This is a genomic window from Marinomonas sp. 63XJN7_9_ISO-PGPR-S23-217 (genome assembly GCF_056173515.1).
In genome coordinates, this window is sequence record NZ_CM149678.1 from 1,286,599 (window position 1) to 1,309,238 (window position 22,640).

Consider the following 22,640-nt stretch of genomic DNA (forward strand, 5'->3'; position numbering starts at 1 on the left):
ATATTAGATATCTTAAAGCTCTGGTGACAGAATGCCTTTTAGGTTTTTGAAGCAGGTTTTACTGGCCGTTGTGATTAAATCTTCCATGTAAGCGTTTTGGCGTTGATCTCGTCTAATGGCCAAATACAACTTACACCAGACACCTTCTTCACCAAGTGACTTAGTGATGACGTATTGACGATTTGTGTATTCTGTTAGTGCCCAGTTCGGTAAGCAGCAAACACCTCTGCCACTGGCCACCAGTTGCATCATCATTAATGTTAATTCACTGTGACGAATTTTTGCTGGGGAGATGCCAGCAGGATTTAAAAAGTGCTTAAAAATATCCAAACGATCAGACTCAACGGGATAGGTGATTAAAGTTTCTTTGATGAAGTCTTCAGGTACTAGAAATTCTTTTTTCGCTAAAGGGTGGTGCCGTGATAAGGCAACTTGGGACTCGTATTGAAAGAGAGGGATGTAATCTATATTTGGCAGCTCTTGAGGGTCTGATGTGACAACAAGGTCAAGATCACCGCGAGCCAATGCAGGTAATGGCATAAAGCTAAAGGCGGTGGATAAATCAAGTTCCACATCTGGCCAATGTTCACGGAAGTGATCAATGGTGGGCATGAGCCATTCATAGCAGCTATGGCATTCGATGGCGATATGTAAACGGCCACTTTCTCCTTCAGCAAAGCGTTGTATATCCCGTTGTGCCGAGCGAAAAGCTAATAAAACATCATCCGCGAGTTGCAATAAACGCAGCCCTGCGCTGGTGAAACGAACTGGCTTGGTTTTACGAATAAAAAGTGCACAGCCCAGTTTTTCTTCTAGGTCTTTTAATTGATGAGAGAGAGCAGATTGGGTCAAATGGACGCGCTCCGCTGCCTCGACTAAACTGCCAGTTTCTCGCAGTGCGGTCAGTGTTTTTAAGTGCCTAACTTCAATAATGCTCATAATAATTCACTGTAAGTGAGAGTTATTCAGTATTTATAATAGAAAAAAACCCGTGAAAAAGCCTAATCACGGGTTTGGTTCATTGTCTTATTGGCACAGCAAAAATTCAAGTAGTGCCTTTTGCGCGTGAAGGCGATTTTCAGCTTCATCCCAGACGACGGAGTCAGGATCGTCCATGATATCTGCACTTACTTCTTCTCCTCGGTGAGCTGGTAAGCAGTGCATGAACAAGGCATCGTGATGGGCTTGTGCCATTAAAGCTCTATTTACTTGAAAGCCTTCAAAGTCTTTTAAACGCTTTTCTTGTTCATCTTCTTGACCCATTGAAGCAAAGACATCTGTCACAATTAAGTCGGCATCTTTTGCTGCGTCTATTGCACTGTGAACGACGGTGACGCGATCTTTGTTTTCTTCAACAAGTGATGGGGTCGGCTCATAGCCTTTAGGACAAGCAATGACTAGCGTGAAGTTTAATAATGCTGACGCATTTATGTATGAATTACACATATTGTTGCCATCGCCAACCCAAACCACTTTTTTTCCTTCGATGGAGCCGCGATGCTCTTGATAGGTTTGCATGTCGGCCAGTAATTGGCAGGGGTGATAATCATCAGTCAACGCATTGATGACTGGAACCGAAGAATATTGGGCAAAGGTTTCTACGATACTGTGTTCAAATGTTCGAATCATGACGGCATCGACCATGCTGGAAATAACACGAGCACTGTCTTCAATCGGTTCACCCCGGCCCAGTTGAGTGTCTCTTGAAGATAAAAAGAGTGCGTGCCCACCAAACTGCGCCATGCCAGATTCAAAGGAGACTCTCGTTCGGGTTGAGGATTTTTCAAAAATCATGCCTAACACACGATTTTTTAATGGTTCGTATAGTGTGCCTTCGCGATGGATTTTCTTAAGCTCTGTGGCTCGAGATAGCAACTGTTTTAACTCCTCAGAAGATAAATCTTTGAGAGTAAGAAAATGTCTTGGCGACACGTGAAACTCCTTAGTACTGATTTTTTAAAAGGGGGAATCGGCCAATTTAATATACTCAGGTAGGTGAGTAAAGGATAATTGACACAGAAAACAACAAAGGAAAGGTTGGGTATGGGGTTGTAAACAGACACATAGACCCAATAAACTGGAGCAAGTTATTTGATTCTTACAATGAATAGAGAGTATTTATTGTAAGCTAGCAGAATTTAGTGAGGGCACTATTATGAGTACAACAATCGACACCATCAAAGAGCAAATTGAGAATAACAATGTTCTGCTGTACATGAAGGGAAATCCTCGTGCGCCACAGTGTGGATTTTCTTCTCAGGCTGTTCAGGCGTTAATGTCGTGTGGTGAGCGTTTTGCATTTGTAAATATTTTGGAAAACCCTGATATCCGTGCGGAGTTGCCTAAATATGCGAATTGGCCGACTTTTCCGCAGTTATGGGTAAAAGGTGAGCTTGTAGGTGGATGTGACATTATCGTAGAAATGGCTTCCACAGGTGAGTTGCAGACCTTGATCAAAGAAGCGGTCGGCGACGAGAAAGAACAAGAGCAAGAGTAAGTGATCATCAGCCTACTGTTTAGGCGGGCTGATTTTATTGATGTTAAATGACGGTATATAAGGGGATTCTATACTATGTCTATTCTAGTTGGTAAAAAGGCACCTGACTTTACTGCACCAGCGGTATTAGCTGATGGCCAAATTGTGGATTCTTTCAATCTAGCCGAGGCTATCAAGGGAAAATACGCTATCGTGTTTTTCTATCCGTTAGATTTCACTTTCGTATGTCCATCTGAAATCATTGCTATGTCTCATCGTATGGAGAAATTCCGCGAGATGGGTGTAGAAGTGATCGGTGTGTCTATCGACTCTCACTTCACGCATAATGCTTGGCGTAATACGCCAGTAGAGGAAGGCGGAATTGGCCCTGTTGAGTACACACTTGCAGGGGATATGAACCATGCGATTGCTCAAGCCTATGGCATTGAGTCTGACGGTGGAGATTCTTACTATCCTGCTGGTGTGGCGATGCGTGCGTCTTTTGTTATTGACCAAAAAGGCATCGTACGTTCTCAGATCGTAAACGATGAACCTATTGGCCGTAATATGGATGAGTTGGTTCGTATTGTCGATGCATTGCAATTCTTTGAGGAGAATGGTCAGGTTTGCCCAGCTGGCTGGAATAAAGGTGACAAAGGTATGGTTAATACACCAGAAGGTGTGGCTTCTTACCTATCTGAAAGCAGCAAAAATCTCTAATTATAAAGCCATAAGTGGCTTCTAGATCGCTGTTTTAGACTTTTATATTGAATCGATTTGGTTGAATATAAGAAAGCAAATTACGCCTGCTCATTTCTGTGAGCAGGCGTTTTTGGTTTGAAACGTCGTTTATTGCTCATAAAGCTCTAGTGGCAGATTGTCTGGGTCAGCAAAAAAGGTGAAACGTTTGCCTGTTAGTTCGTCTATGCGGATGTTTTCGACTGGAATATTATGTGCTTGTAGATGTGTAATGCACTGCTCCAAATCTGTGACAGCAAAGGCCAAATGTCTTAATCCTTGAGCTTCTGGCTGCGAAGGACGTCTTGGTGGATAGGGAAAAGAAAAAAGTTCAATTTGTTCGTGTTCACTGATTTTTAAATCTAACTTATAAGATTGTCGTTCAGCTCGATAGGTTTCTTTGATGATAGGGAAGCCAAGTATTTGATTATAGAAGTGTTTTGAGACCATATAATTTGAGCAAATAATGGCAACATGGTGAATATGGGATATCTGAAACATGCTAATGCCTGTGTACTACAATGGATGCTGTATTGCTAAAATTGCTTAGCGTTTTTGTGAGAGTGTCTTGTTGCCTTGACTCTTGAGTTCTTCTGCTAATTCGATGACTTGTCGTCTAAACCAAATGTGGCTGGCATCGTGGTGCAGTAGGGGACTCCAAATCATCTTCAATTCAATTGGTGCAATGGGAAAAGGCGGTTCCATAATTGCTAGGTCTGGGTTGTTAAGTTGAATAAGAGCCACTTTTCTTGGTAAGGTGGCAATCAGATCCTGTTCAAGGGCAAGATGCATGGCTGTGTGGTAGCTGCGTGTGAAAACACGTATACTGCGCTTTCTGTTCTGTTTCTGGAGGGCTTCATCGACCCATCCCAGTTTTTGCACGTCGGTTGGGTCCATACCCACACCTATGCCAAATCCTGTTTTACTGACCCAAATATGCTGTGATTGAAGGTAGCTTTCCAAGTTAAAGTTTTCAATGACCGGATTATAGGCACTCATCATACAGACAAAGTCGTCCATCCAAATGCTTTTTTCGTGAAAGGATTGTGGCAACTCTTCAAAACGGTTGATTGCCATATCTATTTTTCCTGCTTCCACGTCATGGAATGTCACATCGCTTGGGGTCATAATGTCCAATGTAATGCCAGGGGCTTTTTCTCTAAGACGATTCAGCAAACGAGGAATGACGGTTGAGGCGGCATAGTCACTGGCCATAATTCGAAACACACGAGTACTGGTTGATTCGTTGAAATCGGCTTCAGGTTGTAACGCTTCTTCCAGTTCTAGCAGTACTTTGCGAACAATGGGCTGTAAGCGTAACGCTTTTTCAGTCGGTTTCATGCCTTCGCTGGTACGAACCAGTAATGGATCACCTAATAAATCTCTAAGACGCTTTAAGCCATTGCTCATGGCGGGTTGTGTAATGTTTAACTTACTGGCCGAGCGTGTTACGTTGCACTCTCTGAGTAATACATCGAGGTAAATGAGCAGATTTAAGTCTATTTTATTTATATTCATCGCTATGATAGTTATCGCTGTTTACATCTATTTAGTGAATCCATTGTATTAGCTTGTTCATAAAGTACAACAAATTAGACGAGATAGTATGAATAAATCTGCTGAGGAATTGTTGCTTAGGTCAATGGCTGGCATAATTGGAGCGCTTGAACGGAGTGCCGTCTCATAATTGTCTATCCTTTCCTTTAATTGTCTGTGTCTACCATGGGGTAAAAATGAAAGCATCCTGCTTATGTGGTTCTGTTGAGTTTACAATTAACTCCCCCTTTATTAGTGCTAATATTTGTCATTGTTCGCAATGCCGTAAAACCCATGGCGGAGTCGGAGCCGCTTATGGTTCGTGTTTAAAAGAAGATATTGACTGGGGAAACAGTAAGAAGCGAATTCGTCGTTATGAGTCATCCGAGCGCGGACGTCGAGGTTTTTGTAAAGACTGCGGCAGCCCTATTTATTACTACCATAAAGACTTTCCAAACCACATGGAAATTTCTTTAGGGGTGTTGGATGAAGAGCCGAATATTGCACCTGAATACCACTTATTCGTTAAGAGTAAGCCTCAATGGTATGGCATTCATGATGATTTACCGCAATACGATGAGCTAAAGTAGTATCACCATAGCTGTAGTTGTCTGATAATAAGCCCCATTTAAAAATGAGAAAGTTGGGGATGCTCATTTAGGTAAGAGGACTAAGTCGACACCATTTCGTAGCATTGATCCACAAAGCCCTGAGCGTTTTTGGTGAGGGTTGTATTCTTGGGAATAACAATCAATAAATTACGATTCAGCTCAAGAGGTGTATTATACAGGCGAATAAGGCCAGAGTTGAGTTCTTGAGAGATAGCCATGCGTGACAGGCAGCCTAATCCCATTTTATGAATGACTGCTTGCTTAACGGCTTCCATATGAGCGAGTGATAAGACAACATTAAGTTGAGTCGTTGATTTGCCTATGGCCTGCTCAAGAATATTGCGTGTACCTGATCCTACTTCTCGCATCACCCAGTCTGCTTCTTGAAGGTCTCCCCAAGATAAGTCTTCTGGTCGTTCCTCCTGTGATGAACCAAAAACAACCAGTTCATCCCGTCGCCAGATTTGTGTTGTTAACTCTGCATGCTGACAATACCCTTCGATAAAGCCGACTTCGGCCTTGCCTGTGAGTAATTGTTGAATCACATGTTGAGTATTGCCTATGTCTAAGTTGAAGCGAATGTTAGGGTACTTTTGTCTAAATGAGGCCATCTGCTCTGGCAACAGATAATTTCCAACACTGACACTTGAGGCGAGATGAAGTGAGCCGCTTAGCTCATCATCAGTGCCCATGCTTTCGATTTGTTCAATTTGACTTAGAACTGAACGCGCTTGAGGTAGAAGGAGTCTTGCTTGAGGAGTAATTTGCAACCTTTTGCCATGGCGGCGAAAAAGAGGACGTCCTAGTAGTGCCTCTAATTCTCGTAACGCTTGGCTAGCTGCCGGTTGGCTAATAGAGACCATTTCGGCTGCGGCTGTGACGGAGCCTGTGTGAACCACGGCCTCAAATATTTGTAATTGTCTAAGTGTTATTCTCATTGGTCTATTGTAACGGCAATGACTTTTGTTTGAGTAGTAGTTTTTGTCGTTACCGTCGTTTATTTTTATAGCAAAGTATACTGGCTATAAGTATATGGCGTCCTTTCAATGCTGTGTTCGTATGGTTAGAGTTCTGTGCGGTTGGTCAAGATTATGGGTTCAATAATCTCTGACATACTTCACCTTTTCTATGTTTGTTCAAGTTATCTATAGTGGTTATGGCGATATGATCTAGGGCTTCTTGAGTGAAAAAGCCTTGATGACCTGTCACAACAACATTTGGGAAAGTGAGCATTAACTGAAACACGCTATCCTGTATGATGTGTGTTGACATGTCTTCAAAAAATATTTTGTTTTCTTGTTCGTAAACGTCCATGCCTAAGTAGCCAATTTTTCCAGAGTATAAAGCATCGATGGCTTCTTGGGCGTTAACTAAAGCGCCACGGCTTGTGTTAATGAGCATCACGCCGTCTTTCATTTTACTGAGACTTTTCCTGTTGATTAAATGATGGGTTGAGGCGTTCAATGGGCAATGTAGGCTGATTATGTCGCTTTTTTTATAAAGTGTTTCCAAGTCGGTATAATGGCAACCTAAGTCAATTAGTGCTTCATTCGGAGATACGTCGTAACACAGCACATTGCACCCAAAGCCTTTCATAATGCGGCAAAACGCTTGCCCAATACGGCCTGTACCGATACAGCCTATTGTTTTGCTTTGTAAGTTAAAACCTAATAGTCCTTCTAACGCAAAATTGCCTGCTTTGACTCTTTGGTAGGCTATGTGGGTTTTACGAGTTAGAGTCATGATTAAAGCCAGTGCGTGTTCAGCAACGGAAGTCGGGCTATAGTCTGGTACATGATAAACCTTAATACTAGAGGCTTTTGCAGCAGATAAATCGACATTGTTGAATCCTGCGCAGCGCAATGCAATGGCGGTGATACCTTGTTTGGCTAAGTAGCGAATAACAGTGTTGTTTACATCATCATTGACGAAGCAACAAATGGCGTCAAAACCACTTGCCAGTGTCATCGTTTCTTGGCTAAGCCGGCTTTCAAAAAAACTAAATTCAAGTTCTTTTGAGGTCTGAGAAAAATGTTCAAGTGTGCGTTTGTCATAAGGTTTACAGGAAAAAATGGCAATTTTCATTATATCCGTCCAATTAAATCATCCGATTAAGTCAAAATGTTCAGTCTAGCGAAAGATGTATATGTATTTTATTGTCTAAGTCGGGAACTTTATCCGCTAAGCCTAGAGATAAAATATATTTTTTGCGAGTTTCGATTTGCTAGTCTGTTGATTTATCTCAAAATAATTATGAAGTCTCCTTATTTGAAAAAAATTGTTGAAAACATGATTGACCTAGTCGCTGTTACAGGTCTACAATCAAATTCGTTTAAAAGAGTTGGCAATATTTATGTCCAGAGTTGCGAATATTACGTCATGTATGTTCGATCCTGTTAAGTCATAAGTAATACCGAGTTTTTTTAGCACAACAGAGCTAGCATCATCGCTAGCGGATAAATTAACTTACCTACAGGATAAAAAGACATGTCTGACGTAGTAACTGGTACAGTAAAGTTCTTCAACGAAACTAAAGGTTTCGGTTTCATCACTCAGGATTCAGGTCCAGATGTATTTGTTCATTTCTCTGCAATCAATACTTCTGGCTTCAAAACTTTGGCTGAAGGCCAAAAAGTTGAATTCCAAGTAGCTCAAGGCAAAAAAGGCCCAGAAGCTCAAAACGTTACTCCTTTATAAGGAAGCGTTGCTGAGGTCTCTCAGCAAAAAAACTCAAAAAAGCGACCTTGTGTCGCTTTTTTTGTTTTTGTGCTTGATGAAATGAGTGTTGCTCATAAAGATAGCTTCGATGCATGTGTCAAATGATGGCATATTCATGTGTTATTGTATGGTCTCATTGAGTGTTAAAGAGGGTGAGTATGGCTAAATCATTACAGGAACAGCTACTAGGAGCTGGTCTGGTCGATAAAAAGAAAGTAAATAAGTTAAAAGCTGAGAAGTTGCAGCACAAGCAAAAAGTAAAAAAAGGCAAGGTGGTTGATCAAAGTGATGCCCAACGCCAAGCCGAGCTCAAAAGGCAGCGTGAGGAAAAGGCGGCGAAAGATAAAGCGCTAAACTTAGAGCGTCAGCGAGAACTTGAGCAAAAGGCTATTCAAGGGCAAATCCGCCAAATGATTATGCAAAATCGTATTAATAAACAGGATGGCGACATTGCCTATCACTTTACGGATCACAAAAAAGTGAAGAAACTCTACATCAGCCAAGGTATGCATGATGACCTAACGAAAGGTCGTTTGGCTATTGTTGCTCTTGATGGTGCTTATGAATTTATTCCCGAGCCAGTGGCGGTAAAGATCAGTGAGCGCGATGCTGAGTGCATTTTGGTTTGTAACAATCGGGTAGAGACTGTGGAGGACGAAGAGGATCCCTACGCAGACTTTCAGATTCCAGATGACCTCATGTGGTAAAGCTTAGAAGAAAGTGGCGGAGTGAAAAGTCCTGCTCCGTCGCATTTTTCGATTAAGTTTGTATGTTATTGATTTCTAAACCTTTCTTTATATTTTCTTTTTTAATCCTTCTTTTAGTGGCTCATCAATCAGCCTAATTTTCTCTCCAATCGATTCCTTCCTTTATTTTTTCTTTATTGGTAAAAACTATGATATTCAAATGCTTGATTTGTATTGCTTTTATCAAATACACGAAAAATGTGACTTTTTTGTGAATAAAAAATGTAAACAAAAAAATTAAAATAAGGATAAATTGTGTAAATCGGTAAATCATTGTTGCCTATTTTCTAGGAATGTTTAGATTGTTTGACTGTTGCTTGCACATATCAAGCGCTCATAATAATGAACGCAATAACATCATCTATAAGGGAAAATGAGAATGAAAAAATCACTTGTCGCTCTTGCAGTTTCTAGCGCTGCTTTTGCTTCTATCTCTGCTCACGCTGCAGAAGACACGACTGTAGGCTTCTTTGGTAACATCCAGTACACATATGTTACGACAGATCCTAAATATGCTGATCCTACAAAGCCTACTTCTGGCAACTCAACTAATGGTTTCAAAGATAATGGTTCGTCTTTTGGCTTTAAAGGCGAGTCTAAAGTTAGCGATGCGACCACTGCTTATTTCTATGTGAAATACAAAATACCAGCGACTCGTAACATGGATACAGACAACGGTCTTGATATCACCATGGATAAAGCTTTTGTTGGTGCGAAGGGTGATTTTGGTAACGTGAAAGTGGGTTCTTACGACAGTATCTATAACGACGCTATCCAAGATCCAATTGACCAATTAGAATGGATTGGTATGACGAACAACAAAACGTCTGCCAAAGGTAAGACAGTTGCTTACTTCTCGCCAACTATTTCTGGTTTCCAAGTTCAGGTATCTGCTGGTCTAGGTGAAGATGATGGTACCGGCGTAAAATCTATCAAATCTAACAGCAATACTACCTACACTGGTGTTGTTAAATACTCTAACGACCTTGTAACAGTTGCTGTGGGTTATGATAGCCTAACAAACCAAAATAAAGCTATCCTAGGCGCTACTAAAGCTCTTGGCGATACTATGGGTATAACAGCAACCGTTATGCCTATTGAGAATCTATCTGTGTCGGCTAAGTATGAAAAAACGACTGACGCAGATTCATCTGATGCGGGTCAAAAAGCTTTTGGTTTAGCAACTCGCTATGGCTACGGCATGGGTGATATGTACGCTTCTTATGAGAATGTTGACATGGGTAAAAACAATAAAAATAACATATATGGCCATGATACTTACAATGAATACGCATTTGGTGTGACTTATAGTATCAACTCTTCTATGTATGTTTACACTGAGCTAGGTACTGTTGGTGCTAATGAGGCTAAAACCACTGCGATGGGTGTGACTTACAACTTCTAATTAGCAAAGTTGTCTAGCCTAGAGAGCTTTCTTTAGGCTTTGATCTTGTTTACTCTAAGGCTTCTTTAGGGAGCCTTATGTTAAACAAGATGTGTAACAGAATTATTCTTATAGATGAATAATGAGTAGTATTATGCGTTGGGTCTTCTAAGGTCTAGCGCTTTTTTTTGGTTGGAGTTGTTTCTCTCTGATTAAGTGTTGTTTTTCTGATGTTATGCCTGATTTAAGAGAAATAACCAACCTTCTCTCCCCAATAGGATCTTGCACAGTCTGATGCTTGGTATTCATTTCTAACACTGTCTAGTGTGCTTTTCGCGATTCTTTCTCCGTTTAGATTAATAAATTGCTGTCTTGTGCAATTCGTTGTGTTAGGTCTATTATCCAGCCAATTAAGCAGGGCTTCTCGAAAGTTATAGCAAAGTCTGTCTCTTAATTCATTGTAAAAGCTGGTGTCATCTGGCAGAGCTTTTCTATCGGTCTTCTCTGTGATTCGCGCCATTAAATACTGTAATTCGCTTTCCGAGGGGAGAGCTTCTTCTAGCTTTGTGGGGTAATGGCTTTGCTCTGTTTCGAATAATGCTTTCACGCAACGTTTTGCGTTTTTTTTATCACCATAGTCTGCATTATAAACTATGTTGTTTTTAGCTTGATTCATCGTATTTAACTCTTTTTGCACTGGATTATTTTGTACAGCAAAGCTTGTGCCACTTTGTGTATTATCTTTAGTTTGCTAACTTATTGTCTTATCTTGGGTATTCTTTATCTAGGAGGGAGGCTTTATTGATAAGTAATGAAAATGGCATAGTATGGGCATAGACTTGCCGCTTTTTTCTTGATTGTTATTTGAACAAGACGGTAAACTGAACGTTTACTGACACTTGGTGATGCTGATGCTTAACATGGATTTTTCTAGATTAGTCTATGTCGATACAAACGCGACTGAGTGGTCAAATAGTCCTCTACCTGGGGTGGATAGAAAGCCTTTGGCGAGAGAAGAGGCAGAAAGAGGCCATGCGACGAGTCTTGTTCGCTATTCTGCAGGCTCTATTTTTCGTCCCCATCCTCACCCTTTAGGTGAGGAGATATTGGTTTTGGATGGCGTCTTTTCTGATGACTCAGGGGATTATCATAAAGGAAGTTATTTTCGTAATCCCCCGGGTTCGAGTCATGCACCCTACAGCAAGCAAGGTTGCTTACTGTTAGTCAAGCTCCATCAATTCGCCCCATTTGATCTCAATAGTGTGTCGATTGATGCTTCTGCAATTTGGGGAGTGGGGGAGTCTACTTATGTGCCACTGTGCATATACCGGAGCAATCCGGACACCCATTCCGATATAACTCGGACACCCATTCCGTTTTTATCCGGACACCTATTACGCTCTAAACCGGACACTTTTTGGCTTTCCCCGGAATCCCTGTCCGGATTAGCGTAAACCCTGTCCGGATTCACCGGAATCCCTTCGTTTTCTCTTTTAAATCAATCGCTCACTACACTTGGTTACACCTAATACGTTGCCAGGAAGTGATCATGACCAGAAAGAGAACCTCAATGACCAATATTAAAGAGATTTTGCGTCTCAAACATGAGTGCCATTTATCCACGCGGCAGATTGCTTCTTGTTTGAATGTCGGCCGCTCTACCGTGTCCGATGTCCTGACTCGTTTCAAACAAAGTGACTATTATTGGCCCCTTGCCAGTGACGTTTCCGATACCGATCTGTCTAAAGCGCTGTATCAAGAAAAACCGGCTAATCGCCTGAAAGTGATGCCGGACTTTGCGTACTTTTTTATCGAACTCAAGCGCAAAGGGGCGACGAAGCAATTGTTGTGGGAAGAATATGTTGCCGAGCACCAAGAGCGCACTTATGGCTACAGCCAGTTCTGCGAGTACTTCCGTCGTTGGCTCGCCACACAAAAACGCAGTATGCGTCAACTCCATACCGCAGGTGACAAGTTATTCATTGATTATTGCGGACCGACTATCCCGATCGTCAATCCGGAAACGGGCGACGTTCGCCACTCACAAGTGTTTGTCGCCACACTGGGAGCGTCTAACTACACCTACGTTGAAGCCAGCGAAAGTCAAAAGCTGGAGCATTGGCTACAGTGTCACGCCAATGCGTTTGAACACTTCGGTGGCGTTCCCGCTTTATTGGTGCCAGACAACTTAAAAGCTGCCGTGACAAAAACAGATCGTTATGAGCCGAAACTCAACGACAGTTATCGTCAGTTAGCGCATCACTATCAAACCGCCATTATGCCGGCTCGTCCCTATAAACCCAAAGACAAAGCCAAGGCCGAAAATGCGGTTCTGATTGTCGAACGCTGGATCATGATGCGCCTTCGTCATCGCACCTTCCATACCCTAAGAGAGCTGAATAATGCGGTTCGAGAGCTGATGAACGCTCTGAACCAACGGCCGATGCAAAAGATTGGCGTGAGTCGCCAAGCCCTTTTTGACACCCTCGATAAACCCGCGTTGAAACCGTTACCGATGCAGAAGTATGTCTACACAGAACATAAACGCGCCAAAGTGGGACCGGATTACCACATTGAGTACGCAAAGCATTATTACTCGGTACCGCATCAGCTTGTGGGTCAATATGTGACGCTGGAAGCGACGTCGCAGATCATACAAATCTTCCATCAAGGTCAGCCCGTCTCGTCTCACCCAATCAGCCGAAAAGACTATGGTCTGAGCACCCACATGGAACATATGCCGAGCCATCATCAACATCAAAAATGGTCACCAGAACGCTTAATCGGATGGAGCAAGCAGATTGGTGTCGCCACCGAAAACGTCATCAAACAACAGATCCTGTCCAAAGCCCATCCAGCCCAAGCCACTCGTCGCTGTCTTGGCATACTGAGTCTCGCGCGCAAACATGGGGATGTCCGCCTAGAGCAAGCCTGTCAGGATGCCTTACTGGTCAACAAACCTTCTCTGCGCTTTATCCGAAATCTGCTCGATCATCATCGGGAAGGCACACTGTCTCTTCCTTCTGACTCGACACCCGACACCCCGCACAGCAATGTTCGCGGGCCACACTGCTACCACTAGGAGAACAACATGAATCACCTGACTGAACAACTCAAAATGCTGCGACTGAGTCATGCCGTTACCGCGTTAGAACAACAACGAGAACAGTTAACCACCTATGGAGAACTGGACTTCGAGCAACGTCTCACACTGCTCCTTGACAGTGAGCTGCTAGGCAGAAATCATGGCAAAATCGAACGGCTCAAACGACAAGCAAAACTGCGCGTAGAAGCCAGCGCCAGCCAACTACTCTACAAAGAAGGGCGTGGACTAAAGCGCATCCAACTAGGAGAACTGTTGACAGGAGGTTACCTGCAAAAGCATCAAAATATCCTCATCACAGGCCCAACGGGCGCGGGCAAAACCTATGTTGCCTGCGCCCTTGCCTCACAGGCGTGCGAGCAACTTTATAGCGTTCGCTATCTGCGCCTGAGTCGACTGCTGGATGACCTCAGCCTTGGCCGCTTAGACGGCACCTATCAAAAACAACTTGCCGCCCTCGCCAAAAAGCAGCTGCTGATACTCGATGACTGGGGGATGGAAAAACTCAGTGCCGATCATGCAGGCCATTTATTAGAGCTTTTAGAAGATCGTTACCAAACCAGCAGCACGATCATGATCAGTCAACTGCCAGTGAAAGAGTGGTACAACATGATAGGCAATGCCACGGTTGCGGACGCTTTACTGGACCGTTTAATCCACAACAGTCACCGCATAGAACTAGGAGGAGAATCGATGAGAAAACTGGCGCAATCCGGACACATGGAGTAAAACTAGAGACTGAGAAAATGAAGAGAAAAAGGTGTCCGGATTAAAACGGTACCGGTGTCCGGAATCAGCGGAATATGCACCACTGTATGAATATGGTACGGAGCGTGTTTATCTCGTTCGAGAAGATCATCTTTCAACCCACTTGAAATCGCTTGTTCCTGCTGCATCTGCTGAACTGTTTGTTTTAGAGGGGCAGGCCGAATATGATGGCTTGTCTTTGAGGCCTGGTGTGTGGCTAAGGTTAGCTGATTTTGATTTGAGTAAATGGATTGTTCAAACATCCTGTTTTTTTTGGCTTAAAACAGGGCATTTTTAATGGCTGCTTTGCAGAAAATTATTCTTTGAGTAAGAGTATCAAATGAACTATATAATAGAAAAATCACCGAGAGTGTCTTTAGCGATTAAAGGGCGTAATCAGCATTTTCCAGTTGCCCGTATTTATTGTGTTGGACGAAATTATGCGGAACATTCGAGAGAGATGGGAGATGATCCAGATCGTGATCCGCCATTTTTCTTTTGTAAAGATGCCTCCTGTGTGGTCCCGGTTTTCTTTGATGAGGTAAATACCATTACTTATCCCTCGATGACCTCTCAATTTGAATATGAGGTAGAGCTGGTGGTGGCTTTGGGAAAAGGGGGCTCAAATCTGACGATGGAGCAAGCAAACGATGCTGTTTTGGGGTATGCGATAGGGTTGGATATGACGAGGCGAGACTTGCAATCTCAAGCGAAAAAGAAAGGTCGACCTTGGGAGATTGGTAAATCCTTTTCTCAGTCTGCGCCCATTAGTCCCATTTTTCTCAAGCAAGACCTACCTGATGATGCCGTTTCTCGAAGTCAGATTGCTCTAAAAGTAAATGGGGAAGTAAAGCAGTCAAGCTATATCGCGAATCTTACCTGGTCTATCGAAGAGGTTGTGTGTAAGTTGTCAGAAGCATTTGAATTGCGTCCGGGAGACTTAATTATGACTGGCACTCCTGAAAATGTAGGCCCGGTTGTTACTGGGGATGTGATGGAAGCAAGTATAGAAGGATTAGGAAAGATTTCTGTACAGGTGGTGAGTCCTTCTTGATTGCAAGGGTATTGGATAAGTCGCTATAAAAAGCCTTTCCTGGTTGTATGGGTTTAATTGTCTAAAATATTGTTTTAGGTGACATTTACTTGATGATTTTAATGGTTATCTATTAAAATCATCGAAATGCTTTTTTAGACTAAGTGCTTTAATATGCCCTTTTTGTTCTAGTAGATGAATGACCGTTTCAGCGGTGCATAGCCCTGTTCGCTTTTGGTTGCGTCTTTTGGTGTATTCTGAGGCTTTTCCCTGTATTTCATAATGGGGAAAAAATTTCAGGTAAGGAGATTGATTATACATCTTCCGTGCCTGCTGCCAGGTTCCATCTAATATAATAATATTTTCAATGTCTTGCATGATAGTCGCCTGTTGGCAGCTATCTTCTTGCGGATAAAGCAGTATGGTACGGCTTATATCAAGCTGTAAGATGTCTTTATTTGGTAAAACGCGTGACCATTCAATGATATTACATTCATCCGTTAATATTTCTTTCACTAGTTTGCCTGTCCCTGTTTTCTTTTTCTTCTCTTCGCTATGGGTTAATAGCCAAATTTTCACTGTAGGTGGTCCTTTTTGAGTCTTGATGGTATCGGTAATTTGTCCGTCAAGTCAGTTATATTATAAAATTATAAAACATATTATTCTCATTTTTTTGAATTTAATGTTTACGTTTTTTAACAAACTATTCAAGCATATATCTTCCATTTTGTCTTGAACCCCTTATTATCAAACGACTGATATGTGATATATGCCATTGTTTAATGGGTTCAGTAGCTAAAAATTGTTAAAACCGTTTTAGGTTTTGATTATAAAAGTAAATTGCTTTTTAGAGCAGCAGAAGTGAGATATGGGGTTGTTATGTCAGGTCAATTAGTTTCCGGTATTGTTAAATGGTTTAACGATGAAAAAGGCTTTGGTTTCATCGAACGTGAGGGTGGTCCAGACGTTTTCGTTCATTTCCGTGCTATTAACGGCACTGGCCGTCGTACATTGCTGGAAGGTCAAAAAGTGTCTTTTGAAGTAACACAAGGTCAAAAAGGCCCTCAGGCAGAAAACGTTTCTGTTATCTAAGTCTGAATCCTGTTCCTGAAAAACCATGCTAAACCGCGTGGTTTTTTTATGTCCGTGTTTTGTGTATTGTCATGCTTGTGGAAGTACTTTTCTCTTCATTATTGAAATAATGAGTGTCTGCTCTGTTCATTCTCGTTGCTTTTTGTTTTGCTTGTTTTCATGAGGTATTTGGCTTGACTGCGTATTTCGGTGATTGCGAACGCTCATTTCGGTTTATTCCGAACACCTGAACCTACTTTTTTTCTCTTTCCTTATTTTTACTCTAACTGTTCGGATTACGCCAGTTTTCTCATTGACTCACCTCCTAATTCTATTCGATGACTATTGTGTACCAATCGATCCATTAGGGCGTCTGCTACAGTGGCGTTGTCGATCATGCTGTACCACTCTTTTACAGGAAGTTGACTGATGACGATGGTGCTGCTGTTTTGGTAACGATCCTCAAGCACTTCCAGCAGATGACCTGAGTGCTCTTGAGTCAGTTTTTCCATCCCCCAGTCGTCGAGGATCAGTAAGGTTTTTTTAGCCAGAGACTGAAGCTGTTTTTGATAGCTGCCATCGAGACGACCTGCACTTAGGTCATCAAGCAAGCGAGTTAATCGATAGTACCTAACGGTGTGTTGTTGATCGCAGGCACTGGTTGCCAGTGCACAGCCTAGATAGGTTTTGCCTGCGCCCGTTGGGCCTGTTATCAAGATGTTCTGATGTTTGTGTAGGTAGCTGCCAGTGAGTAATTCGCTCATTTGTTTTCGGTTAAGGTTTCGCCTTTCTTTATAGATAAGTTGACTCGGTTGTGCGTCCATTCTTAGCTTGGCTTGTCGTTTTAAGCGTTGGATTTTGGTCTGGTTACGATTCAATATCTCACTTTCTAGAAGCAGACTTAACCGTTCCTCGAAGTTCAGTTCTGCGTAGGTGGTCAGTTGCTCTTGTTGCTGCTCTAGTGCTTTCGCTGCATGGCTCAAGCGGAGGGTTTTTAGTTTCTCGTCGAGTGCGTTCATTTATCTTCTCCTAGTGATAACAGTTCGGGCCACGGACATTGCTATGAACAAGGTTAGGTGTGCTCGTTTTGCCTTTATCCAGTTGTCCTTCGCGGTTGTTTTTAAGCAAGTTACTGATGAAGGTGTAGTTAGGTTTTGTTAGCATCAAGGCATCGTTACAGGCTTGCTCTAAACGCGACTCTCCATGCACTTTACTCAGATTGAGCAACCCCAGACTGGAACGATAGGATTGCTCTGGATGAGGCTTGGAGTGGAGCATTTTGTTAATGACTTCTCGGGTCGCTGGTCCTATGTTCGCTCCCCAGTTGAGCAAGCGCCCAGGTGACCACTTTTGATATTGATGATGACTTGGCATGTGCTCGGGTTGTGTGCTGTTTCCGCGCTCCCTTTGACTGCGTGGGTGCTGAGCCACCAAGTTACCTTGGTGGTAGATCTGCACTAGACGATTAGAGGCTTCCAGTTCAACATGATGGCCGACCAGTTGATGGGGAACGGAGTAATAATGGCGGCGATATTCGATGTGATAGTCCGGCCCAACTTTGGCGCGTTTGGTTTCGGTATACAGATAACGCTGTTTGGGCAATGGTTTTAACGCTGGCTTATCGAGTTTGTTGAACAATGCTTGGCGACTCGCACCGTACTGTTTCATCTCTCGCTGATTTAGCTCATTCATAAGTTCGCGGATGGCTAGGTTCAGTTCTTTGAAGGTATGGAAGGTTTGGTGACGCAATCGCATCATGATCCAACGTTCCACTAGGAGCACGGCATTTTCAGCCTTGGCTTTGTCTTTTGGTTTGTAAGGGCGAGCTGGCATCACCGCGGTTTGATAATGATTCGCCAGTTTTTGATAGCTGTCATTAAGCCTTGGCTCATAGCGGTTCGCTTTGGTGACCGCGCTGCGCAGATTATCGGGGACTAAAAGTTGGGGAACACCGCCGAAGTGTTCGAACGCATTGGCATGGGCTTCTAGCCAATAGGATTTACCTTGGCTTGGGAAGGCTTCAACATAAGTGTAATTGGACGCACCTAAGGTCGCCACGAACACTTCCGCTTCTCGCACTTCGCCTGTGTCAGGGTTGACCACCTGAAGCCTAGGTCCACAATAGTCAATAAACAGCTTATCCCCCGCCACATGAAGCTGACGCATGCTGCGCTTTTGGGTTTTGAACCAGCGAATGAAGTACTCGCAGAACTGAGTGTAAGCGTAAGCTTGCTCTTGATATTGTTCATGATATTCCTGCCAGAGCAGCATCTTCGTCATGCCTTTACGCCTGAGTTCGACAGCGTACTGAACGAAGTCCGGCATGACTTTATGACGACTGGCTTTCTTTGAGTGATAAAGCGCTTGATTGAGATCGGTATCGCTACAGTCTTCTGGGAGGGGCCAACCTATCTGACTTTGCTTAAAGCGCGCGATAAGTTCTGAGACAGTTGCAAGGCTGACATTGAGGCAACTAGCGATATGACGATAGGACAGACCGCAGTCGTATTTGAGTCGTAATATCTCTTTGATTTTTTTCATTGGAGTTCTCTTTTTAGCCATGGTCGCTTCCTTACCTTCTGATTTGAGAGATAAAGAATAGCGAGTGATTGATTTAAAAGAGAAAAAATTAGGATTTCGGACATTCCGAACGGGCTTTTCGCTATTCCGAACGCTGATTTCGGAGTTCGCCTAAAAGTGTTCGGATAATCGCGGAATGTGCGTTCGGATTAAACCGAAATAGGTGTTCGGTTCATTCCGAAATGGCTGTTCGGAATGCTCCGAAATATGCACTTGACTGCTGTTTTATATTCCTTTCGACGTTGTCCCTATGCTATTCGCGCTCGTTACGTGTTGGCGTTAGTCGGTGTGAAGGTGGTGTTACGAGAGGTTGTTCTCAAATCAAAACCTGAGGCTTTACTTCGCTTAGGCGGTCGTTCTAGTGTACCGCAATTAATTGATCGCAATGGTCAGCGTTATCTTGAAAGTTTGGATATCATTTTTTGGGCATTAAAGCATTGCTCAAATGATAAGCTAAAGGAGACACTTTGGCGCCGTCAGACGGTGGGGCAGAACAAGATTATGGCATGGATTCATTATAATGATCGTTTTTTTAAACATTGGTTGGATCGATATAAATACGCCGATCGATACCCAGAGCAGACGGAGATGTATTATCGACAACAAGGTGAGCGATTCTTGCAGCGCTTAGAAAGGCGTCTAGTTCAATCTCGGTATTTATTGGCAGATGATATGTCATTGGCCGATATTTGCCTGTTTCCTTTTGTGCGCCAATTTGCTGCTGTGAATCAACAGTGGTTTGAGTCATCGCGTTACTCTAATGTAAGGTCTTGGCTTTCCAGCTTTGTTGGGGGTGTCTTATTTCAGAATGTCATGACAAAATGGCCAGCTTGGAAAGAAGGTCAAGAGACCGTTTATTTCCCACCAGAGAAAATAGGGAGCTAGAGTGACAGCTTGTTAAGGATAAAAAGGTAGGATAAAAAAGAGCGCATGGCTCTTTTTTTATCGCTTGTTGATCTTAGTTTTTGCTGATTAAGCCAAAACTGATCCAATACCAGAATCCTGGGTCGGCATCGCTTGGTAATGGTATTGGAATGAAGTGACCATTTTTGTCAACATAGGAGGAATGAGGGTAGCTCTTTTTCAGAACCTCTAGGTTGGTGTTGGCTAAGAGAGGTAGATGTAGATCATTGTAAGATTGAATTGTGATGGCTAGTGCATCTTCTACAGACATTGAGCTTGGGTAATGGTCAATAACCACTTGTCCACGACGTAGAGCCGATAAAGGGGCTTGGCGTTTAAGATAATAGCGAGCAACATCGATTTCATGGCGTGCAATAGTGTTGCGTAAAAAGATCATGCGAGCTTTTGCATCAGGAGCGTATTTGCTTTTCGGGTAGCGAGCAAGAAAATCGGCAAACTCTTGAAAAGCTTTTTGTAAATCACTGATATCGCGCTTACTTGGATCGCTATCTAGATAGCGTTCTAACAGAGTTTGAGAGCCTGTGAAGGTTGATAAAGCACGCATGTAGTAGGCATAGTCAAGGGTTTCATAGTCTGGATGATCTTTAATGAAACGCTCGGCAGTGGCATGAGCAGATACATAATCCCCTGCGTTATATTGCGCATAAATAAGATCAAGCTCTGCCCGAGTGCTGTATTCACCAAAGGGGTAGCGGTTATCGAGATCTTGTAAGTATTTTATGGCTGTGGATGGTAGATCGTCGGCCAGTGCTTTTTGAGCTTTTTCATAATAAACATGCTCTGGAAGGTCTGGTGTTTGAACCTGAGTGCTAGAACAGGCGGCGATCAGCAAAGAAAAACTTGCGATTCCTGCGAATCGAAGCAACGAGTGATGAAATCCCATGTATAATCAAAACCTTGATATTGTGGTAAATTAGCCTCAATCGGCATGTTGTTGCGTTTTATAGCGAAAACAGTAATAGGCAAGATGCTAACGTTTTTTTCACTTTCAGTCACTATGATTAAACCATAAGGCTGAAAACAACCGATAAAAGTACATTGTATGGCAGAGCGCATAGTAAGAGAAGCCCAGGTCCCGTTTGAGTTGGGAGGGAATCGATTTGATCAGATAGCAGCGGAGCTGTTTAGTGACTATTCTCGATCTAGAATCAAAATCTGGATTAATGATGGGATGCTATTGGTGGATGGCAAAGTCACCAAACCAAAAGAAAAGTTGTTTGGTGGTGAGCGAATGGTTTTGGATGTGGAGCTGGAAGATCAGGCTGAACATGAAGCACAAGCGATGCCATTAGATATCGTTTATGAAGATGATGACATTATTGTTATTAATAAACCAGCAGGGTTGGTTGTGCATCCAGCCGTTGGTAATCGCGACGGGACTTTGATGAATGCTATTTTGCATCATGCTCCTGAAACGGCTCATGTTCCTCGTGCAGGTATTGTTCATCGTCTGGATAAAGAAACAACAGGTTTGATGGTGGTTGCTAAAACGTTGGCAGCGCAAACAGATCTGGTGGCACAACTGCAGGAACGCAGTATGGGGCGGGAATACGAAGCCATTACCATTGGTGAAATGACTGGCGGTGGTGTTGTCGATGAGCCCATTGGGCGCCATCCACATAATCGACAAAAGCAAGCGGTTGAGCCGGTTAACGGTAAAGACGCGGTGACTCATTATCGTCTGGTGCAGCGTTTTAAAAATCACACACACATTCGTTTGAAGTTGGAAACGGGCAGAACCCACCAAATTCGTGTGCACATGGCATTCATACAATATCCATTAGTGGGGGATCCACAATATGGTGGTCGTTTGAAAATGCCTAAAGCTTGCTCGCCTGAGTTGCAAGAGGCCTTGCGTGGTTTCCGTCGACAAGCGTTGCACGCTAAAAGACTAGAATTGTCCCACCCGGTAACAGGGGAGTGGATGGCTTGGGAAGTTGATCTTCCCGATGATATGCAGCACTTGCTGGATGCGCTGAAAAAAGACATGGTCGAGTCGGGTAGTGAAGACTCGGATTATTTTTAAGAAGGCAAAATGGACAAAGCAGCTTCGGCTGCTTTTTTCTTGTCTTGAAAGGATGCTTTAATAAGAGTAAAGCGGCTGAAGGTCAATGTGTTGGAGGTATTGTGTGAGTAATGTAGACCGTGCGTTACGGGTATCAAATGGGTTGTTTCTTTCGCCGACATGGCCTGCCCCGAAACAAATCAAAGCCTTTGTTTCGACACGTATTGGCGGTGTCAGTGAGTCACCTTTTGATGCGCTAAATTTAGGGGCACATGTGGGAGATAATATTGAGCATGTCAATGAGAATCGTCGCTTATTTGCTCTGGCAACGAGTATGCCCGATTCGGTGCAATGGCTAAATCAAGTCCATGGCGTGACAGTGGCACATCTACCGTTTGATAGTGATATTGAAAGTGCGGATGCTGCATTTACTCAGCAAAAGAACCAAGTATGTACCATATTAACGGCAGATTGTTTGCCCGTTTTCTTTTGTGATGAGACGGGGCAGAAAGTGGCGGTGGCTCATGCAGGTTGGCGGAGTTTGTGCGCTGGCGTGTTAGAAGAGACTTTGGCGTGTTTTGATGCTCCTGAAAAAGTCATGGTGTGGTTAGGGCCTGGGATAGGAGCTAATGCTTTTGAAGTGGGAGGAGAGGTTCGGGAGGCTTTTGTCGCTGTGCAATCGCAAGCTGAGCTGGCGTTTAAGGCCAAAGAAAACGGCAAATGGCTGGGAGATTTGTATCTGATTGCCAAACAGCGTCTTGCGGCTAAAGGTGTTGTGCAAATCTACGGAGGGGATCATTGTACCTTTAGTGAGTCGTCACTTTTTTATTCTTATCGGCGTGATGGTCAAACGGGACGCATGGCATCCGTTATTTGGTTTGAAACTTAAGGCGGTGGATTTTATTGATGGGTGTCAAAAAAATGACACTCCCTCATTGAAAAGCGAATAAGCGTACCTATTAAGGTTG

Annotated in this window: 26 protein-coding genes; 15 read left to right on the forward strand and 11 right to left on the reverse strand. The window is 43.2% G+C overall.

Features of this window, described 5'->3' with window-relative positions:
• Positions 1-12: 12 nt before the first annotated feature.
• Together AC0VYI_RS05975 and argF are read right to left on the reverse strand one after the other, a co-directional pair.
• Positions 13-939, reverse strand: a complete 927-nt coding sequence (locus tag AC0VYI_RS05975; protein WP_233407817.1) for a LysR family transcriptional regulator — start codon at positions 937-939, stop codon at positions 13-15.
• A gap of 87 nt (positions 940-1,026) precedes the next feature.
• Positions 1,027-1,932 (reverse strand): ornithine carbamoyltransferase, encoded by a 906-nt coding sequence (gene argF / locus AC0VYI_RS05980; RefSeq protein WP_199476960.1) that lies wholly within the window; start codon positions 1,930-1,932, stop codon positions 1,027-1,029.
• Positions 1,933-2,155: 223 nt separating this feature from the next.
• On the opposite strand from argF, the gene grxD reads away from it, so the two are divergent.
• Both grxD and AC0VYI_RS05990 read left to right on the forward strand, forming a co-directional pair.
• The gene (grxD, locus tag AC0VYI_RS05985; protein ID WP_475447964.1) at positions 2,156-2,497 is read left to right on the forward strand and encodes a Grx4 family monothiol glutaredoxin; all 342 of its coding nucleotides are present in this window, start codon (positions 2,156-2,158) and stop codon (positions 2,495-2,497) included.
• Between the two features lie 75 nt (positions 2,498-2,572).
• Positions 2,573-3,196, forward strand: a complete 624-nt coding sequence (locus AC0VYI_RS05990) for a peroxiredoxin (protein WP_475447965.1) — start codon at positions 2,573-2,575, stop codon at positions 3,194-3,196.
• A gap of 129 nt (positions 3,197-3,325) precedes the next feature.
• Here the strand turns inward: AC0VYI_RS05990 and gloA2 are convergent, their stop codons facing one another.
• Positions 3,326-3,715, reverse strand: a complete 390-nt coding sequence (gene gloA2, locus AC0VYI_RS05995; RefSeq protein ID WP_475447967.1) for an SMU1112c/YaeR family gloxylase I-like metalloprotein — start codon at positions 3,713-3,715, stop codon at positions 3,326-3,328.
• Positions 3,716-3,760: 45 nt separating this feature from the next.
• On the reverse strand, positions 3,761-4,732 hold the full coding sequence (locus AC0VYI_RS06000) for a LysR family transcriptional regulator (RefSeq protein ID WP_199476964.1): 972 nt from the start codon (positions 4,730-4,732) through the stop codon (positions 3,761-3,763).
• A gap of 215 nt (positions 4,733-4,947) precedes the next feature.
• Between AC0VYI_RS06000 and AC0VYI_RS06005 the strand changes: the two genes are divergently transcribed.
• Positions 4,948-5,340 (forward strand): GFA family protein, encoded by a 393-nt coding sequence (locus AC0VYI_RS06005; RefSeq protein ID WP_199476965.1) that lies wholly within the window; start codon positions 4,948-4,950, stop codon positions 5,338-5,340.
• 80 nt (positions 5,341-5,420) lie between these two features.
• Here the strand turns inward: AC0VYI_RS06005 and AC0VYI_RS06010 are convergent, their stop codons facing one another.
• Positions 5,421-6,299: a LysR substrate-binding domain-containing protein gene (locus AC0VYI_RS06010; RefSeq protein WP_475447969.1), complete on the reverse strand. Its 879-nt coding sequence runs from the start codon at positions 6,297-6,299 to the stop codon at positions 5,421-5,423.
• 151 nt (positions 6,300-6,450) lie between these two features.
• On the reverse strand, positions 6,451-7,446 hold the full coding sequence (locus AC0VYI_RS06015) for a 2-hydroxyacid dehydrogenase (protein ID WP_475447971.1): 996 nt from the start codon (positions 7,444-7,446) through the stop codon (positions 6,451-6,453).
• A 402-nt stretch (positions 7,447-7,848) separates the two neighbouring features.
• On the opposite strand from AC0VYI_RS06015, the gene AC0VYI_RS06020 reads away from it, so the two are divergent.
• From AC0VYI_RS06020 to AC0VYI_RS06030, 3 genes are all read left to right on the forward strand, one after another.
• Positions 7,849-8,058 carry a cold-shock protein gene (locus AC0VYI_RS06020; protein ID WP_024024079.1) on the forward strand — a complete coding sequence of 70 codons (210 nt, stop codon included), beginning with the start codon at positions 7,849-7,851 and terminating at the stop codon, positions 8,056-8,058.
• A gap of 179 nt (positions 8,059-8,237) precedes the next feature.
• Positions 8,238-8,786, forward strand: a complete 549-nt coding sequence (locus AC0VYI_RS06025; RefSeq protein WP_475447973.1) for a DUF2058 domain-containing protein — start codon at positions 8,238-8,240, stop codon at positions 8,784-8,786.
• Between the two features lie 418 nt (positions 8,787-9,204).
• The gene (locus AC0VYI_RS06030; RefSeq protein ID WP_475447975.1) at positions 9,205-10,230 is read left to right on the forward strand and encodes a porin; all 1,026 of its coding nucleotides are present in this window, start codon (positions 9,205-9,207) and stop codon (positions 10,228-10,230) included.
• A gap of 223 nt (positions 10,231-10,453) precedes the next feature.
• On the opposite strand, the gene AC0VYI_RS06035 is transcribed toward AC0VYI_RS06030, so the two are convergent.
• Positions 10,454-10,885: a hypothetical protein gene (locus AC0VYI_RS06035; RefSeq protein ID WP_475447977.1), complete on the reverse strand. Its 432-nt coding sequence runs from the start codon at positions 10,883-10,885 to the stop codon at positions 10,454-10,456.
• Between the two features lie 235 nt (positions 10,886-11,120).
• Between AC0VYI_RS06035 and AC0VYI_RS06040 the strand changes: the two genes are divergently transcribed.
• From AC0VYI_RS06040 to AC0VYI_RS06060, 5 genes are all read left to right on the forward strand, one after another.
• Positions 11,121-11,663 carry a cupin domain-containing protein gene (locus AC0VYI_RS06040; protein WP_475447979.1) on the forward strand — a complete coding sequence of 181 codons (543 nt, stop codon included), beginning with the start codon at positions 11,121-11,123 and terminating at the stop codon, positions 11,661-11,663.
• Between the two features lie 95 nt (positions 11,664-11,758).
• A complete protein-coding gene (gene istA / locus AC0VYI_RS06045; protein ID WP_475443430.1) occupies positions 11,759-13,291 on the forward strand; it encodes an IS21 family transposase in 1,533 nt (510 codons plus the stop codon).
• 9 nt (positions 13,292-13,300) lie between these two features.
• The gene (istB, locus tag AC0VYI_RS06050) at positions 13,301-14,041 is read left to right on the forward strand and encodes an IS21-like element helper ATPase IstB (RefSeq protein ID WP_475443432.1); all 741 of its coding nucleotides are present in this window, start codon (positions 13,301-13,303) and stop codon (positions 14,039-14,041) included.
• Between the two features lie 31 nt (positions 14,042-14,072).
• The gene (locus AC0VYI_RS06055; protein ID WP_475447981.1) at positions 14,073-14,357 is read left to right on the forward strand and encodes a cupin domain-containing protein; all 285 of its coding nucleotides are present in this window, start codon (positions 14,073-14,075) and stop codon (positions 14,355-14,357) included.
• 42 nt (positions 14,358-14,399) lie between these two features.
• Positions 14,400-15,113: a fumarylacetoacetate hydrolase family protein gene (locus AC0VYI_RS06060; RefSeq protein WP_475447983.1), complete on the forward strand. Its 714-nt coding sequence runs from the start codon at positions 14,400-14,402 to the stop codon at positions 15,111-15,113.
• 105 nt (positions 15,114-15,218) lie between these two features.
• Here the strand turns inward: AC0VYI_RS06060 and AC0VYI_RS06065 are convergent, their stop codons facing one another.
• Positions 15,219-15,671: a DTW domain-containing protein gene (locus AC0VYI_RS06065; protein WP_475447985.1), complete on the reverse strand. Its 453-nt coding sequence runs from the start codon at positions 15,669-15,671 to the stop codon at positions 15,219-15,221.
• Positions 15,672-15,971: 300 nt separating this feature from the next.
• Here AC0VYI_RS06065 and AC0VYI_RS06070 point away from each other — a divergent pair, with 300 nt between their 5' ends.
• Entirely contained in the window at positions 15,972-16,184 is a 213-nt protein-coding gene (locus tag AC0VYI_RS06070) for a cold-shock protein (protein WP_067017047.1), read from the forward strand.
• A 275-nt stretch (positions 16,185-16,459) separates the two neighbouring features.
• Here the strand turns inward: AC0VYI_RS06070 and istB (AC0VYI_RS06075) are convergent, their stop codons facing one another.
• Positions 16,460-17,182: an IS21-like element ISVch3 family helper ATPase IstB gene (istB, locus tag AC0VYI_RS06075; protein ID WP_475443426.1), complete on the reverse strand. Its 723-nt coding sequence runs from the start codon at positions 17,180-17,182 to the stop codon at positions 16,460-16,462.
• A 10-nt stretch (positions 17,183-17,192) separates the two neighbouring features.
• Complete coding sequence (gene istA, locus AC0VYI_RS06080) at positions 17,193-18,725, reverse strand: IS21 family transposase (RefSeq protein WP_475443424.1); 1,533 nt, start codon at positions 18,723-18,725, stop codon at positions 17,193-17,195.
• A 213-nt stretch (positions 18,726-18,938) separates the two neighbouring features.
• On the opposite strand from istA (AC0VYI_RS06080), the gene AC0VYI_RS06085 reads away from it, so the two are divergent.
• Positions 18,939-19,628, forward strand: coding sequence for a glutathione S-transferase (locus AC0VYI_RS06085; RefSeq protein ID WP_475447987.1), 690 nt, complete (start codon positions 18,939-18,941; stop codon positions 19,626-19,628).
• Between the two features lie 73 nt (positions 19,629-19,701).
• Here the strand turns inward: AC0VYI_RS06085 and AC0VYI_RS06090 are convergent, their stop codons facing one another.
• Positions 19,702-20,550: an outer membrane protein assembly factor BamD gene (locus AC0VYI_RS06090; RefSeq protein WP_199476975.1), complete on the reverse strand. Its 849-nt coding sequence runs from the start codon at positions 20,548-20,550 to the stop codon at positions 19,702-19,704.
• A 159-nt stretch (positions 20,551-20,709) separates the two neighbouring features.
• Between AC0VYI_RS06090 and rluD the strand changes: the two genes are divergently transcribed.
• Together rluD and pgeF are read left to right on the forward strand one after the other, a co-directional pair.
• Entirely contained in the window at positions 20,710-21,693 is a 984-nt protein-coding gene (gene rluD / locus AC0VYI_RS06095) for a 23S rRNA pseudouridine(1911/1915/1917) synthase RluD (RefSeq protein WP_475447989.1), read from the forward strand.
• Positions 21,694-21,796: 103 nt separating this feature from the next.
• A complete protein-coding gene (pgeF, locus tag AC0VYI_RS06100) occupies positions 21,797-22,561 on the forward strand; it encodes a peptidoglycan editing factor PgeF (protein ID WP_475447991.1) in 765 nt (254 codons plus the stop codon).
• The last annotated feature ends 79 nt before the right edge of the window (positions 22,562-22,640 follow it).

Bases quoted from the DNA above. Each gene is read 5' to 3' on its own strand.
- AC0VYI_RS05975 (WP_233407817.1), bottom strand. From the start codon at position 939: ATGAGCATTATTGAAGTTAGGCACTTAAAAACACTGACCGCACTGCGA.
- grxD (WP_475447964.1), top strand. From the start codon at position 2,156: ATGAGTACAACAATCGACACCATCAAAGAGCAAATTGAGAATAACAAT.
- AC0VYI_RS05990 (WP_475447965.1), top strand. From the start codon at position 2,573: ATGTCTATTCTAGTTGGTAAAAAGGCACCTGACTTTACTGCACCAGCG.
- gloA2 (WP_475447967.1), bottom strand. From the start codon at position 3,715: ATGTTTCAGATATCCCATATTCACCATGTTGCCATTATTTGCTCAAAT.
- AC0VYI_RS06000 (WP_199476964.1), bottom strand. From the start codon at position 4,732: ATGAATATAAATAAAATAGACTTAAATCTGCTCATTTACCTCGATGTA.
- AC0VYI_RS06005 (WP_199476965.1), top strand. From the start codon at position 4,948: ATGAAAGCATCCTGCTTATGTGGTTCTGTTGAGTTTACAATTAACTCC.
- AC0VYI_RS06010 (WP_475447969.1), bottom strand. From the start codon at position 6,299: ATGAGAATAACACTTAGACAATTACAAATATTTGAGGCCGTGGTTCAC.
- AC0VYI_RS06015 (WP_475447971.1), bottom strand. From the start codon at position 7,446: ATGAAAATTGCCATTTTTTCCTGTAAACCTTATGACAAACGCACACTT.
- AC0VYI_RS06020 (WP_024024079.1), top strand. From the start codon at position 7,849: ATGTCTGACGTAGTAACTGGTACAGTAAAGTTCTTCAACGAAACTAAA.
- AC0VYI_RS06025 (WP_475447973.1), top strand. From the start codon at position 8,238: ATGGCTAAATCATTACAGGAACAGCTACTAGGAGCTGGTCTGGTCGAT.
- AC0VYI_RS06030 (WP_475447975.1), top strand. From the start codon at position 9,205: ATGAAAAAATCACTTGTCGCTCTTGCAGTTTCTAGCGCTGCTTTTGCT.
- AC0VYI_RS06035 (WP_475447977.1), bottom strand. From the start codon at position 10,885: ATGAATCAAGCTAAAAACAACATAGTTTATAATGCAGACTATGGTGAT.
- AC0VYI_RS06040 (WP_475447979.1), top strand. From the start codon at position 11,121: ATGCTTAACATGGATTTTTCTAGATTAGTCTATGTCGATACAAACGCG.
- istA (WP_475443430.1), top strand. From the start codon at position 11,759: ATGACCAGAAAGAGAACCTCAATGACCAATATTAAAGAGATTTTGCGT.
- istB (WP_475443432.1), top strand. From the start codon at position 13,301: ATGAATCACCTGACTGAACAACTCAAAATGCTGCGACTGAGTCATGCC.
- AC0VYI_RS06060 (WP_475447983.1), top strand. From the start codon at position 14,400: ATGAACTATATAATAGAAAAATCACCGAGAGTGTCTTTAGCGATTAAA.
- AC0VYI_RS06070 (WP_067017047.1), top strand. From the start codon at position 15,972: ATGTCAGGTCAATTAGTTTCCGGTATTGTTAAATGGTTTAACGATGAA.
- istB (WP_475443426.1), bottom strand. From the start codon at position 17,182: ATGAACGCACTCGACGAGAAACTAAAAACCCTCCGCTTGAGCCATGCA.
- istA (WP_475443424.1), bottom strand. From the start codon at position 18,725: ATGGCTAAAAAGAGAACTCCAATGAAAAAAATCAAAGAGATATTACGA.
- AC0VYI_RS06085 (WP_475447987.1), top strand. From the start codon at position 18,939: ATGCTCCGAAATATGCACTTGACTGCTGTTTTATATTCCTTTCGACGT.
- AC0VYI_RS06090 (WP_199476975.1), bottom strand. From the start codon at position 20,550: ATGGGATTTCATCACTCGTTGCTTCGATTCGCAGGAATCGCAAGTTTT.
- rluD (WP_475447989.1), top strand. From the start codon at position 20,710: ATGGCAGAGCGCATAGTAAGAGAAGCCCAGGTCCCGTTTGAGTTGGGA.